This is a genomic window from Streptomyces sp. NPDC059900, assembly GCF_050270335.1.
Taxonomy (GTDB): Bacteria; Actinomycetota; Actinomycetes; order Streptomycetales; family Streptomycetaceae; genus Streptomyces.
This window is the reverse complement of the sequence record NZ_JBNNJZ010000229.1, coordinates 1-12,626: the sequence shown is the minus strand read 5'-3', so window position 1 is coordinate 12,626 and position 12,626 is coordinate 1. Positions and strand designations below refer to the sequence as shown.

Below are 12,626 nucleotides of genomic sequence, written 5' to 3'. Positions count from 1 at the left end.
CTTGTGCGGCCAGTGCACTAGTACACTGTCGTTATGGCTGCCGACCCGCCCTATCTCCGTATCGCCGGGGACATCCGCCGCCGGATCGACTCCGGTGATCTCGCCCCCGGTGACCCTGTGCCCTCGACCCGGTGCATCACCCGGGAGTGGGGCGTCGCGATGGCGACCGCGACGAAGGCGCTGGCCGCCCTGAATCAGGAGGGACTGGTGCGCGCCGTGCCCGGCGTCGGCACGGTGGTCGCGGAGCCGGGCCGGGAGCGGCGGGTGGCACCCGGCCAGGGGCTGACCCGCGAGCGCATCATCCGCACCGCGATCGCGTTCGCCGACGAGGAAGGTCTGGCGGCGCTGTCCATGCGCCGCCTCGCGGGCGAGTTCGGCACGTCCACCATGGCCCTGTACCGGCATGTCCCGAGCAAGGGCGAACTCGTACGGCTGATGTCGGAGGTGGTGTTCAGCGAGGAACCGCCGGGGCCACGGCCGCGCGGCTGGCGCGGGCAACTGGCCCATGAGGCGCGCTGGTTGTGGCGTCTTTACGAGCGTCATCCCTGGCTGGGGCGGGCCATGGCCGGTCTGACCCGGCCGATGGCCTCACCGCATGCGATGCGGTACACGGAACGGGTCCTTGCCGTCCTGAGCGGTCTCGGGCTCACGCCGTACCAGATGATCCATGTGCATCTGGCGGTCCTCGGCTATGCCCAGGGCGTCGCCCTGGCCATCGAGATGGAGTCCCGGGCGCGGCAGGACACCGGCATGACCCCCGAGGAGTGGATGGCGTCCAACGAGGGGCGGATGGACGCCATCCAGAGCGCGGGGGCCTATCCCGTCCTGTCCACGCTCTTCGGCGACGAGGACTTCGACCTCGAACTGGGCACGCTCTTCGAGTTCGGGCTTGAACGGTTCCTGGACGGGGTCGAAGCCCTCATCCAGGGCCCCGGCACGGCCTCCCGCCCGGCTACGGCTTGAAGTACTCCGACATCAGATCGCTGACCCATTGCGGCTGCTTGACGTCCACCGCGCGGAACTCCTCCATCGTCGGCTTCAGGTCGATGACTGGGGTGCCGGAGACCGCATCGAGGCCCACCACCGTCAGTTCGCGGCCGTCGACGGATTCGACCGCGCAGGACGTGACCCCGATGCGGTTGGGCCTGCGGGGGCCGCGCCCGGCGAAGATGCCGACCGGCGGGAGGTCGGCGCGGCCGCGGTAGGGGCGGGGTTCGCGGTAGTCGCCGTCATCCGGGAACTGGTCGAAGACGAAGAGGACCTCCACGTGCGAGAAGCCCTCCAGGCCTTGCAGGCACGCCTCGCCGAAGCGCTCGTCGACGGTGATGGTGCTGCGGACGGCACCCCAGTTGTCCGTGTCCTGGACATCGGTGCGGTCGTTGCGGACGATGCCTATCGGTGTGATCTCGAAGCTCTGCATGGCACGGTTCTATCTCTCAACGGACCAGGCAGGGGCGCTTGTTGTCGAATTGCCAGTCGGGGATGAGGTAGCGCATGCCGGTGGCGTCGTCGCGCGCACCCAGAGCCTTCTGCCGGTAGAGCTCGTGTGCCGCCAGGAGGCGGTCCATGTCGAGCTCGATGCCCAGGCCGGGGGCGTCGGGCACGGCGATCTCCCCGCCGGCGATGCGCGGCGGGGCGGTGGTGAGGCGCTCCAGGCCCTCCTGCCAGATCCAGTGCGTGTCCAGGGCGTTGTAGTCGCCGGGGGCCGCGGCCCCGCAGTGGGTGACCATGGCCAGGGAGATGTCGAAGTGGTTGTTGGAGTGGCAGCCCCAGGTCAGGCCCATCGCGTTGCACAGCTGCGCCACGCGTACGGAGCCCTGCATGGTCCAGAAGTGCGGGTCGGCGAGGGGGATGGAGACCGACTGGAGGGCCAGGGCGTGGGTCATCTGCCGCCAGTCGGTGGCGACCATGTTGGTGGCGGTCGGCAGTCCCGTCGCCCGGCGGAACTCGGCGAGGACCTCGCGGCCCGAGTAGCCGTCCTCGGCGCCGCAGGGGTCCTCGGCATAGGCGAGAACGTCGGTCAGGGGTGTGCACAGCTCGATCGCCTCGCGCAGGGACCAGGCGCCGTTCGGGTCGAGGGTGATACGGGCCTGCGGGAAGCGGTCCTTCAGCGCCCGTACGGCGGCGACCTCCTGCGCGCCCTCGAGGACGCCGCCCTTGAGCTTGAAGTCCCGGAACCCGTAGCGGTCGTAGGCGGCTTCGGCCTGCCGGACGATCGCCTCGGGGGACAGGGCCTCCTCGTGGCGGATGCGATGCCAGTCGACGGGGGATTCCGGCTCGCGGACGTAGTCGAGATCGGTGCGGTCGGGGTCGCCGACGTAGAAGAGGTAGCCGAGCACGCGCACGGAGTCGCGCTGCTGTCCGTCGCCGAGCAGCGCCGCGACGGGCACCTCCAGATGCTGGCCCAGGAGGTCGAGCAGCGCGGACTCGACGGCGGTGACGGCGTGGACCGCGGTGCGCAGGTCGAAGGTCTGGGCGCCGCGTCCGCCGGCGTCCCGGTCGGCGAAACGGTCGCCCATCTCGCGCAGGACGCGCTTGTAGTCGCCGATGCGGGCCCCCACGACGAGAGCTTCGGCGTCGCGCAGGGTCCGGGTGATCTTCTCGCCGCCCGGTACTTCACCCAGGCCCGTGCGGCCCTGCGAGTCCGTCAGGACCACGATGTTGCGGGTGAAGTAGGGGCCGTGGGCGCCGGAGAGGTTCAGCTCCATGCAGTCCCGGCCCGCGACCGGGTAGACGCTGAAGGCGGTGACGGTCGGCTGACTGCTCATGATCACGATTCCTCGGGGTGTGGGAGACGGGGGAGGGCGCAGCGGTGGTCGGGCGGCGGCTCAGAGGCTGAGGACGTCCAGGGCCCACTCCACGGCGAGGACGCCGCCGAGGCCGAGGATCGCGAGCACCGTCGTATAGGTGGTGCGGACCTTGATCGCCTCGATGACGGAGAGGTTGAAGTACTCCTTGAACAGCCAGAATCCGGGGTCGTTGACGTGCGAGAACGCGATCGAGCCGCAGGAGACGGCGAGGACGAGCATCTCGGGGTGGACGCCGCTGCCCGCCAGGAGCGGCAGCACCACGCCGGAGGCGGTGACGACCGCGACGGTGGCGGAGCCGAGGGCGATGCGCAGGATCACCGCGATGAGCCAGGCGAGGATGAGCGGTGAGATGGCCCAGGCGTGGGTGGTGTCCTTGATGTGGTCGGAGATGCCGCCCTCGACCAGGACGTTCTTGAAGGCGCCGCCCGCTCCGATCACCAGCAGGATCATGGCCATGGCCTGGGCGGCCGACGTACAGGAAGCGCTGACGTCGGCCAGGCTGCGGCCGATGCGCGGGCCGAACGCCCAGATGGCCAGGAGGAGGGTCAGGAGCAGTGCGATCGGGGCCGAGCCGATGAAGGCGATGAAGTGCAGGAAGGGACTCTCGCCGGAGGCGGCCATCTCGGTCACCGAGGCACCGGCGATCAGCACGACGGGGAAGAGCGCCACGGCCAGCGCCCAGCCCAGGCCCGGCATCTCCTCGTCGGTGAACTCGCGCTCGCTGACCAGGCCCTTGGGAATGGACGGGTCCATCGCCCTGATGAACGGAAGCCGCGGCCATACGAGGGCGATCAGCGCGCCGGCGGGTATCGCGATGAACAGGCCGTAGAGCAGGGTCAGTCCGACGGAGGCGTCGAACGTCGCGGCCACGGCGGTGGGGCCGGGGTGCGGCGGCAGGAAGCTGTGCATCGTGGAGAGCGTGATGGACATCGGCAGGCCGATCCACAGCAGCTTGGCCCCGGTGACGCGGACCAGCGTGAACGCGATCGGCACGATGATGATGAAGGCGACCTCGTAGAACATGGTGACGCCGATGAGCATCGACGTGACCACCATGGCCACTTGGACCCAGCGCGGCCCGAACGCCTCCAGCATCCTGTTGGCGATGCGCTGTGCGGCGCCGGAATCCCCCATGACGCGGCCGACCATGGCGCCGAGCCCGATGACCAGCATCGTGTCGCCGATCTGGCCGCCGATGCCCTCCGAGAGGACGTCGGGGATGGTGGCCACCGGGATCCCCTGCACGAGCGCGACGCCGACCGCGACGAACAGGAGGGCGGCGAAGCCGTTCAGCTTCAACCGGGTCATGAGGAACAGCAGGATCAAAACGCTGACCCCGACTACGACGAGCGGCATTTCAGTTCCCCTTTGAACTGTGGATCAAGTCGTGTGCAGACGCCGGGAAGGTGCGACGGGTCAGGCCCGGTGCCGCGCGGACCGGACCAGCCCAAGACCCGCGTCAAGGACCCTCTCCAGGTCGGCGACGTCGTCCGGTCCGGGATCGGTCAGCGGCGCGCGCACCGGGCCGACCGGCAGACCGCGCAGCCGGGCGGCAGCCTTGACCAGCGCGACGGCGTACCCCGGAGCCCGGTCGCGCAGCTCGACCAGCGGGACGTAGAACTCGCGCAGGAGCCGGTCCACTGCCGTGTCGTCCCGCTCCCGCAGCGCGGTGAAGAAGGCGTCGGCGATCTCGGGGGCGAAGGCGTGCACGGCGGAGGAGTAGGCCGGGACTCCGACGGTGGCGTAGGCGCGGGCCTGGATCTCGGCGGTGGCGGCGCCGTTGAAGAAGAGGAAGTCGTCGGGGGCGGCCAGGGTCAGGCGCTGGAGCCGGTCGAGGTCGCTGTGCCCGTCCTTGAGGCCGATGACGGTGGGGATCGCGGCGATCTCGCGCAGTGCCGCGGCGTCGAAGGTGACCTGGCCGCGCTGGTAGGCGATGAGGGGCAGGCCGGTGCCCGCGGCGATGCGGCGCAGCTGTTCCACCAGGCCGTCCTGTGACGCCTCCACCAGGTAGTGGGGCATCACCAGGAGGGCGTCGGCGCCCTCCTCCTGCGCGATGCGGGCGAACCGCAGCGACTGCGCCCAGCCGTATCCGGTGCCCGCCACCACCGGCAGACGCCCGTCGGCGACCTCGACCGTGGCGCTGATGACCGCGCGGTACTCCTCCTCGTCGAGCGAGAAGAACTCGCCGGTTCCGCATGCGGGGAAGACCGCGCCGGGCCGGGTGTCCAACTGGGCGGCCAGGTAGGCGCGGTAGGACTCCAGGTCCAGGCTGCCGTCGCTGCTCATGCTCGTGAGCGGGAAGGACAGCACGCCGCGCGCCATGCCCTCCCGCAGCCGCCGGGCGACGTCCCGGGACTGCGTACCGAGGTTGTTCCTGCTGAGCGCGTTCACGAATCTCATCTCTATATGCAGATGGCGTCCACGTATGAGAATGGAGGCTAGAGTCGTGAACGATCGGGGTCAATGGGCAGGCGCCGCGGATCTACGATGGCGACATGGCGGAGAGCAGAACGGACCGCGAGGCCGCGCCGGGCCCGGGCGTCCGCGGGGTGAAGTCGGCGCTGCGCACCGTGGCACTCCTCGAACTGCTCGCCGAGCGCGCCGACCGGCCGGCCCGGCTGGACGAACTCGCCGAAGAGCTGGGCGTCCCGCGCAGCAGCATGTACCAGCTCCTCCAGACGCTGGTCGACTGCGGCTGGGTGCGCACGGACACCACCGGTTCCCTCTACGGCATCGGGATCCGCACGCTGCTCACCGGCACGAGCTACCTCGACGGCGACGAGCGGGTGCGCGCCATCCGTCCCTACCTCGACGAGGCCTCGGGCGCCCTGGGCGAGACGATCCACCTGGCGCGGCTCGACGGCCCGCACGTCGTGTACCTCGCGACCCGCGAGTCCCATGAATACCTGCGCACCATCAGCCGGGTCGGCCGCCGCGTCCCCGCACACGCCGGGGCCCTCGGGAAGGCCCTCCTCGCCGAGCGCCCGGACACCGAACTCCCGCTGCCCGAAGGTCCGTTGGCGGCCTTCACGGAGAGTACGCACACCGACCGCGCCGCCCTGCTCGCCGACCTCGGGCGGGTGCGTGAGCGCGGTTACGCCATCGACCGCGAGGAGACGGTGACCGGCATCGCGGGCTTCGGCTTCGCCCTGCGCTACGCGGCGCCGGCGGTGGACGCCATCAGCTGCTCGGTGCCCGTGGCCCGGCTCACCGACGCACACCAGAGCCGCGTCGTGTCCGTGATGCGGGAGATCCAGACGAAGATCGAAAGCCTCCTGTCGCCCGTCTCGGGCGCCCCCGACTGGCGCTGACGGCCAAGGCGCCACCCGATGGGCGGGCCATCACTTGATAGGCAAGTCGCGACTTGCCTATGGTGGGGGGCATGGCGGAAGATGTGTTCAAGGCGCTGGCCGACCCCACCCGGCGGCACATCCTTGACGAGCTGGTGGAACGGGACGGCCAGACGCTGTTCGAGATATGCGCCCGGCTGATGAACAAGCACGGCCTGGGGCTGTCCCGCCAGGCGATCAGCCAGCACCTGGCCGTGCTGGAATCCGCCGGCCTGGTCCATTCGCGGCGCGAGGGCCGCTACAAGTTCCACGACCTCGACACCGAACCCCTTGAGCGCATCGCGACCCGATGGCTCAGGCCCGACGCACCGGAGAACACCTCATGAGGATCCACCTGACCAGCGTCTTCGTCGATGACCAGGAGAAGGCCGCCCGGTTCTACACCGACGTCCTCGGCTTCGTGAAGAAGCACGACATCTCGATGGGCGAGGGCGGGGACCGGTGGCTGACCGTGGTCTCCCCGGAGGACCCCGACGGCCCCCAGTTGCTCCTGGAGCCCTCCGGCCACCCCGCCGTGCAGCCGTACAAGACGGCGCTCGTCGAGGACGGCATCCCTGCCACCGCTTTCGCCGTGAGCGACGTGGAGGCCGAGTTCAAGCGGCTGCGCGAGCTCGGGGTGTTCTTCACCCAGGAGCCCCTGGAGATGGGCCCGGTCACCACCGCGGTCCTCGACGACACCTGTGGCAACCTGATCCAGATCGAGCACATGAAGTAAGCGAGCACACCAAGTAAGCGGGTGCACCCGGCAAAAGGGCATACCCGGCAAAAGGCGCACCGGTCGGGAACCCGGCGCCACGCAGCGTGAAAAGTCGGTGGCGCGGCGGCTGTGCGGCCGCGACCATGGCGCCCATGAGCGACCAACCTGATCGATGGAGCCAGGCCACCACCTACCCCGACATGTGGGCCGACCCGGACAAGGACCCCCGCAACAGCGACGGGGTCAGTCCGGACGGCGAACTGGCGACGCTGCAGGACTTCCTCACCAACTACCGCCTGACCCTGCGCATGAAGTGCGAGGGCCTGGACGCCGAGCAGCTGGCCCGCCGCTCGGTCCCGCCGTCGACGATGTCGCTGCTCGGCCTGCTGCGGCACCTCGCCGAGGTGGAGCGGGACTGGCGCAATTGGCTCGGCGAGGCTGATCCGCTGCCCAAGCTGTACGGCAAGCGCGACGCCGACTTCGACGGAGCCGTCGGCGAGCAGGCCGTGGTCGATGCCGCGTACGCCGATCTGGCGCGCGAGCAGGCGGCGACGGACGCCGCGCTTGCCGGGCACCCGGACCTGGGGGAGCGTCTGGGGAAGGACGGGTTCGCCGTACGGGAGCTGCTGGTGCACAGGATCGAGGAGTACGCCCGTCACTGCGGGCAAGCCGATCTGTTGCGCGAGTGCATCGACGGCAGAGTGGGCCAGTAACGAGAGTGAGGGTCCTCACTTCCACCGCCCGAGACGTCCGCCAAATCGCGGTGAACGCCACCGGGGCCCGCGCCCCGCGATAGGTTCGCTACCGGCGATGTGCGCGTTGTGCGAAGATCCGGATACCGTCATACGGCTGCCGCGGGCAGACTCCCCGTAGGGGCCGTCCTTCGGCAACGGCCGAACGGCCGGGCGGACTTACCGGGTGGGGAAGGCGGGAGCAGAGCGGTGGCGTCACAGCCATGGACTTCCGGCATGCGTTCGGCCGCCGACAGCGACACTGCTGCGGCCCGCCAACTGGCGCAGCCGTCGGTGCTGCTGGTCGAGGACGATCCCGGTGACGCGCTCCTGGTGGAGGAACTCGTCGCCGACAGCGCCCTGAAGATGCGTCTGCAGTGGGTGCGCTCCATGGCCGAGGCGCGGGAGGCACTGGCTTCCGCGGTGCCCGACTGTGTGCTGCTCGACCTGCATCTGCCGGACGCCCACGGCCTTGAAGCCGTGTCCATGGTCCGCTCCCTCGCCGACCAGGTCGCGGTCGTCGTCCTCACGGGCCTGGCCGAGGAGGAGACCGGCTCTGCCGCCGTGGCCGCGGGCGCCCAGGACTACCTCGTCAAGGGCCGCGTCGAACCGGAGCTTTTCGGCCGGGCGGTGCGCTATGCGATCCAGCGCAAGCAGGCCGAGCAGGCGGCCGTCGCCCTGCAGGCCAGCCAGATGCAGGCGCAGGAGAACGCCCGCCTCGAACGGGGGCTGCTGCCCCGGCCGCTGCTCGGCGGCGCGGGCGTGGACGTCGTGGCCCGCTACCGGCCGGGCCGCGCGCAGGCCCTGCTGGGCGGCGACTTCTACGACATCGTCCAGAGCGCGGACGGCGCGGTACACGCACTCATAGGCGACGTCTCCGGGCACGGACCCGACGAGGCGGCCCTCGGTGTAGCACTGCGCATTGCCTGGCGCACCCTGGTGCTCAGCGGTGTCACCGGCTCCGAACAAGTGGGCAGGCTCGAAGAGATCATGCTGGCGGAGCGGGTCAAACCGTACGTCTTCGCCACTCTCACCAGTCTTTCCGTCCCGGCGGGGGCGCAGCATGCGAGGCTGACGCGTGCAGGGCATCCCGGCATCCTGCTGCGCACCGCCGGCGGCGGTGTCGAATGGGTGGAGGTCGCGGGCGGTCCGGCCCTCGGTGTCGCGCCCGGCATGCGACTCTGGCCCGTCGAGGAGGTGCCGCTGCCCGCGGGCTCGGCGCTGGTGCTCTTCACCGACGGCCTCTTCGAGGGGCATACCGGCCACGGCCGCGAGCGTCTCGGCGAAGAGGGACGGCTGGGCCTCGCGCGCGAGGTGGGCGCACTGACCCCGGCGGCATTCGTCGACACGCTGATACAGCGGGCGGAGAACCTCGCCGAGGCGCAGGGCGGCCTGGCCGACGACGTGGCCGTGGTGCACCTGCACTGGCGCGGAGACCGGGACGCAGACGCAGACGGGGACGAAGACGGTGACGCGGGCAAGGACAGGGCCGGGGACAGCGCAGTGACAGAGGGCAACTCGGCAAGCGCCGCGGCCGAGGGCCGCCGTGTCGAAGACCGCCACCAGAACAGCATCGGAGAACAACGCCGTGGTTGAGACGCCGAGCAGTGCGAAGATCGGCCGTCGGCTGACGGTGCAGGGCTGGATCCAGCTTGTCCTGGCCCTGATGGTGCTCCTGGTCGTGGCGGGTGCCGTGGTCGGTGCCCGGCTCCTGGGCCAGACCGCGGACGTCACCGACCAGCTGACCGACCGCCTCCAGCCCGCCCAGACGCAGACATACCGCCTCCAGGCCGCCCTGGTGAACCAGGAGACCGGCGTCCGGGGCTACGCCATCACCGCCGACCGCCAGTTCCTGGACCCCTACACCAAGGGCAAGAAGGACGAGGCCCGCGCCGCCGCCCGGCTGCGCGACCTCATCGGCGACCGGCCCCAGCTGATGGCGGACCTCAAGGCCGTCCAGCGCGAGGCAGCGGACTGGCGGCGCGCGTACGCCGAACCCCTGGTGTCCGAGGTCACGCCCGGCGAGCCGCGCACCGTCGCCGAGAAGAACGCCGAGCGCGGCAAGGAGGTCTTCGACAAGATCCGCACGGTGTGGGCCGCGCAGAACACCGACCTGACCCGTGCCGTCGAGGACGGCAAGGACGAGTTGGACAGCTCCCGCACGGTGCGCACGGTGGTCCTCGGCACCATGGTGGGAGTCTTCCTGCTGGCGGGCATCGCCCTGGCGTTCCTGGTGCGCAGGCTGGTGGCCCGCCCCCTGGACGCGCTGCGCGTCTCCTCGCGGCAGGTGGCACGCGGCGACTTCGACCACGTCATCACGATCGACGGTCCCGCGGACCTCCAAGCGGTGGCCAAAGACGTGGAAGGCATGCGCCAGCGGATCGTAGAAGAACTGGAAGCCTCACGCCGCAGGCGGGACATCCTGACCCAGCAGGCGGCCGAGCTGGATGCCCAGGCCGTGGAGCTGCGGCGCTCCAACGCGGAGCTGGAGCAGTTCGCCTACGTCGCCTCCCACGACCTGCAGGAGCCGCTGCGCAAGGTCGCCTCCTTCTGCCAGCTCCTGGAGAAGCGGTACGGGGAAACGCTCGACGCCCGCGGCAAGCAGTACATCGACTTCGCGGTGGACGGCGCCAAGCGCATGCAGATCCTCATCAACGACCTGCTGACCTTCTCCCGTGTCGGGCGCCTCAACGACGCACAGGTCCCCGTCGATCTCGACCAGGCCCTCACCAAGGCCCTTGCCAACCTGGACACGTCCGTCCGGGACACCGACGCGCTCATCGAACGCCCCGGGCACCTGCCCGAGATCGTCGGCGACCCGACGCTCCTGACCATGCTCTGGCAGAATCTCGTCGGCAACGCCGTCAAGTTCCGCCATCCCGAACGCACCCCGCGGATCCGGATCACCTGCGAGGAGGACGAGAGTTCCGGTAGCTGGAACCTCTGCGTCACCGACAACGGCATCGGAATCCCCGAGGAGTTCGCCGAGAAGGTCTTCGTCATCTTCCAGCGGCTGCACGGCCGCGACGCCTACGGCGGCACCGGCATCGGCCTCGCGCTGTGCAAGAAGATCGTCGAGCATCACGGCGGCCACATCTGGATCGACAGCGGCCACACCGACGGAACCCGTATCTGCTTCACCCTGCCCTCCGGCGCCGAACTCACGGAGGACACCGAATCCCGTACCGAGGAAGAAGCCCTGACATGACCACCCCTTCTGCCGCGCCCGTCGACGTGCTCCTCGTGGAGGACGACCCGGGCGACGAGCTGATGACGCGCGAGGCGTTCGAGGACAACAAGATCCGCAACAACCTGCATGTGGTCCGCGACGGCGAGGAAGCCCTCGACTTCCTCTACCAGCGCGGTGAGCACACCGGAGTGCCGCGTCCCGATCTCATCCTGCTCGACCTCAACCTTCCCAAGTACGACGGTCGCCAGGTACTTGAGAAGATCAAGTCGGACCCGGACCTCCAGGACATCCCGGTGGTGGTGCTGACCACGTCGGCAGCGGAGGAGGACATCCTGCGCAGCTACAAACTGCATGCCAACGCCTACGTCACCAAGCCGGTCGACCTCGACCAGTTCATCGCCGCGGTACGCCAGATCGACGACTTCTTCGTCCAGGTGGTACGCCTGCCGCGCCGCCAGGGCTGAGCCCGGTATCTCCGCCTTCCGCGACCCCTCTTGGTGTGAACACACAATTTCGCCCGCCGGCGGATAGCAGCGGGCGGCCCATCGCGTCGTGATGGTTGCCAAGAAGGGGAGGGTCGATGGAGGCCTCAAATCACGACGAGTTCCGCGAGTTCGTGGCGATGCGCTCTACCGCGCTGCTGCGGCTCGCGGTGCTGCTGACCGGCGGGGACCGGCATGCGGCGGAGGATCTGCTGCAGATCGCGCTGATGAAGGCCTACGGACGCTGGGCGCGCATCGAGCAGCCCGAGGCGTACGTCCGCCAGATCATGTACCGCCAGCAGGTCAACCGCTGGCGGCTGCGCCGGCACCGCGCCGAGACGACGGTGCCCGTACTGCCCGAGTCCGGCAGCCAGGGCGCCGAGTCGGAATCCGAGCTGAGGATCGCGCTGTGGGCGGCGCTCGGCCGCCTCACGAAGCGGCAGCGTGCCGTGGTCGTGCTGCGCTACTTCGAGGATCTGCCGGAGGCCGAGGTAGCGGCGCTGCTGAGATGCCCGGTCGGCACGGTGCGCAGCACCGCGCACCGCTCGCTGGCCAAGCTCCGGGGCCTGGTGCCCGAGCTCGGGCCCGAGAGGCCCGCGTCACAGGTGCAGCCGCTCAGCTACTCGCCGAAGGAGATGCAGGGATGACGACGGAGCGTGTGGAGGAGAAGGTCCGCGAGACGCTGCACGCGGTCGCCCTGGACCGGGTACGGGCGCCGGGCGATCTGGCCGAGCAGGTGGTACGGCGGCGCGGCAGGCGCCGTGTCTCGCAGGCAGCGGGGGCTGCCGTGGCAGTTGCGGCGATCACCCTGGGGGCGGTGCTTGGATTCGGGGGCGGCGCGGGGGCCGGGCAGGACCGGCCGGTGCGCCCTGCTGCGTCGCCCGAGGGCTGGAAGGCGTGGCAGAAGGAGGCCCCTGGCGCCACCGAGCGGGGCTGTCTGGCGGACGGCTCCGCGCTGTACTGCGCCGGGTCCAAGTACGACGCCGCGAAGTTCGACGCCAACACCGGCGAACGGCTGTGGGCCGTCAAGGTCAACGGCGAGGGCGACGGGATCGACCACCCCTTCGCCGTACGGGACGGTGTGGTCTACGGCTATCGCAACCACACCGCGAAGAAGCAGCCGAACGGCGACTACATGGGCGGTACGGATCTGATGGCGGTGGACGCCGAATCCGGCGACGTGCTGTGGAAGAAGAAGATGCCGCAGGACGACCGCACCGACCAGGCCGTCATGCTCATCAACGGCGCGGTCTTCGCGAACACCCCGTCGCTGCGCACCATGTCGGCCCTCGACCCGCTCACCGGCGAGGAGAAGTGGCACTACACCTGGAAGAAGGGCATCGCGTGCGAACGCGCGGTGCTGAAC

14 protein-coding genes are annotated in these 12,626 nt (G+C 70.0%); 10 read left to right on the top strand and 4 right to left on the bottom strand.

The genetic code is table 11. The annotated features are described in order from the left end of the window. Positions 1 to 33 precede the first annotated feature (33 nt). Positions 34 to 963, top strand: coding sequence for a TetR/AcrR family transcriptional regulator C-terminal domain-containing protein (locus ACQKIP_RS25935; RefSeq protein WP_365855986.1), 930 nt, complete (start codon positions 34 to 36; stop codon positions 961 to 963). On the opposite strand, the gene ACQKIP_RS25930 is transcribed toward ACQKIP_RS25935, so the two are convergent. Genes ACQKIP_RS25930 through ACQKIP_RS25915 form a run of 4 tightly spaced genes read right to left on the bottom strand, consistent with a single transcriptional unit; the run spans position 953 to position 5,210 of the window. Continuing rightward, complete coding sequence (locus ACQKIP_RS25930) at positions 953 to 1,420, bottom strand: SAM-dependent methyltransferase (RefSeq protein ID WP_365855988.1); 468 nt, start codon at positions 1,418 to 1,420, stop codon at positions 953 to 955. The genes ACQKIP_RS25935 and ACQKIP_RS25930 overlap by 11 nt on opposite strands. A 16-nt stretch (positions 1,421 to 1,436) precedes the next feature. After that, positions 1,437 to 2,768, bottom strand: a complete 1,332-nt coding sequence (locus tag ACQKIP_RS25925) for an enolase C-terminal domain-like protein (protein WP_365855990.1) — start codon at positions 2,766 to 2,768, stop codon at positions 1,437 to 1,439. A 60-nt stretch (positions 2,769 to 2,828) separates the two neighbouring features. After that, a complete protein-coding gene (locus ACQKIP_RS25920) occupies positions 2,829 to 4,166 on the bottom strand; it encodes a gluconate:H+ symporter (protein WP_365855992.1) in 1,338 nt (445 codons plus the stop codon). A 60-nt stretch (positions 4,167 to 4,226) separates the two neighbouring features. Beyond that, a complete protein-coding gene (locus tag ACQKIP_RS25915; protein ID WP_365855994.1) occupies positions 4,227 to 5,210 on the bottom strand; it encodes a 5-dehydro-4-deoxyglucarate dehydratase in 984 nt (327 codons plus the stop codon). A 95-nt stretch (positions 5,211 to 5,305) separates the two neighbouring features. On the opposite strand from ACQKIP_RS25915, the gene ACQKIP_RS25910 reads away from it, so the two are divergent. The 9 genes from ACQKIP_RS25910 to ACQKIP_RS25870 form a co-directional block, all read left to right on the top strand. Then, on the top strand, positions 5,306 to 6,121 hold the full coding sequence (locus ACQKIP_RS25910; protein ID WP_365855996.1) for an IclR family transcriptional regulator: 816 nt from the start codon (positions 5,306 to 5,308) through the stop codon (positions 6,119 to 6,121). A gap of 71 nt (positions 6,122 to 6,192) precedes the next feature. After that, complete coding sequence (locus ACQKIP_RS25905; RefSeq protein WP_365855998.1) at positions 6,193 to 6,486, top strand: ArsR/SmtB family transcription factor; 294 nt, start codon at positions 6,193 to 6,195, stop codon at positions 6,484 to 6,486. Continuing rightward, positions 6,483 to 6,875: a VOC family protein gene (locus ACQKIP_RS25900; RefSeq protein WP_365856000.1), complete on the top strand. Its 393-nt coding sequence runs from the start codon at positions 6,483 to 6,485 to the stop codon at positions 6,873 to 6,875. The genes ACQKIP_RS25905 and ACQKIP_RS25900 overlap by 4 nt, the downstream gene beginning before the upstream one ends. Before the next feature lie 125 nt (positions 6,876 to 7,000). After that, a complete protein-coding gene (locus ACQKIP_RS25895; protein ID WP_365856002.1) occupies positions 7,001 to 7,570 on the top strand; it encodes a DinB family protein in 570 nt (189 codons plus the stop codon). A 255-nt stretch (positions 7,571 to 7,825) separates the two neighbouring features. Continuing rightward, positions 7,826 to 9,184 carry a PP2C family protein-serine/threonine phosphatase gene (locus tag ACQKIP_RS25890; protein WP_427744219.1) on the top strand — a complete coding sequence of 453 codons (1,359 nt, stop codon included), beginning with the start codon at positions 7,826 to 7,828 and terminating at the stop codon, positions 9,182 to 9,184. Between the two features lie 70 nt (positions 9,185 to 9,254). Beyond that, positions 9,255 to 10,796, top strand: a complete 1,542-nt coding sequence (locus ACQKIP_RS25885; RefSeq protein ID WP_365857070.1) for a sensor histidine kinase — start codon at positions 9,255 to 9,257, stop codon at positions 10,794 to 10,796. Next, positions 10,793 to 11,242, top strand: coding sequence for a response regulator (locus ACQKIP_RS25880; protein WP_365856006.1), 450 nt, complete (start codon positions 10,793 to 10,795; stop codon positions 11,240 to 11,242). The genes ACQKIP_RS25885 and ACQKIP_RS25880 overlap by 4 nt, the downstream gene beginning before the upstream one ends. Positions 11,243 to 11,358: 116 nt before the next feature. Then, positions 11,359 to 11,907, top strand: a complete 549-nt coding sequence (locus ACQKIP_RS25875; protein WP_365856008.1) for a SigE family RNA polymerase sigma factor — start codon at positions 11,359 to 11,361, stop codon at positions 11,905 to 11,907. Beyond that, a partial coding sequence (locus tag ACQKIP_RS25870; RefSeq protein WP_427744214.1) for a PQQ-binding-like beta-propeller repeat protein occupies positions 11,904 to 12,626 on the top strand: 723 nt, incomplete at its 3' end. The genes ACQKIP_RS25875 and ACQKIP_RS25870, both read left to right, overlap by 4 nt.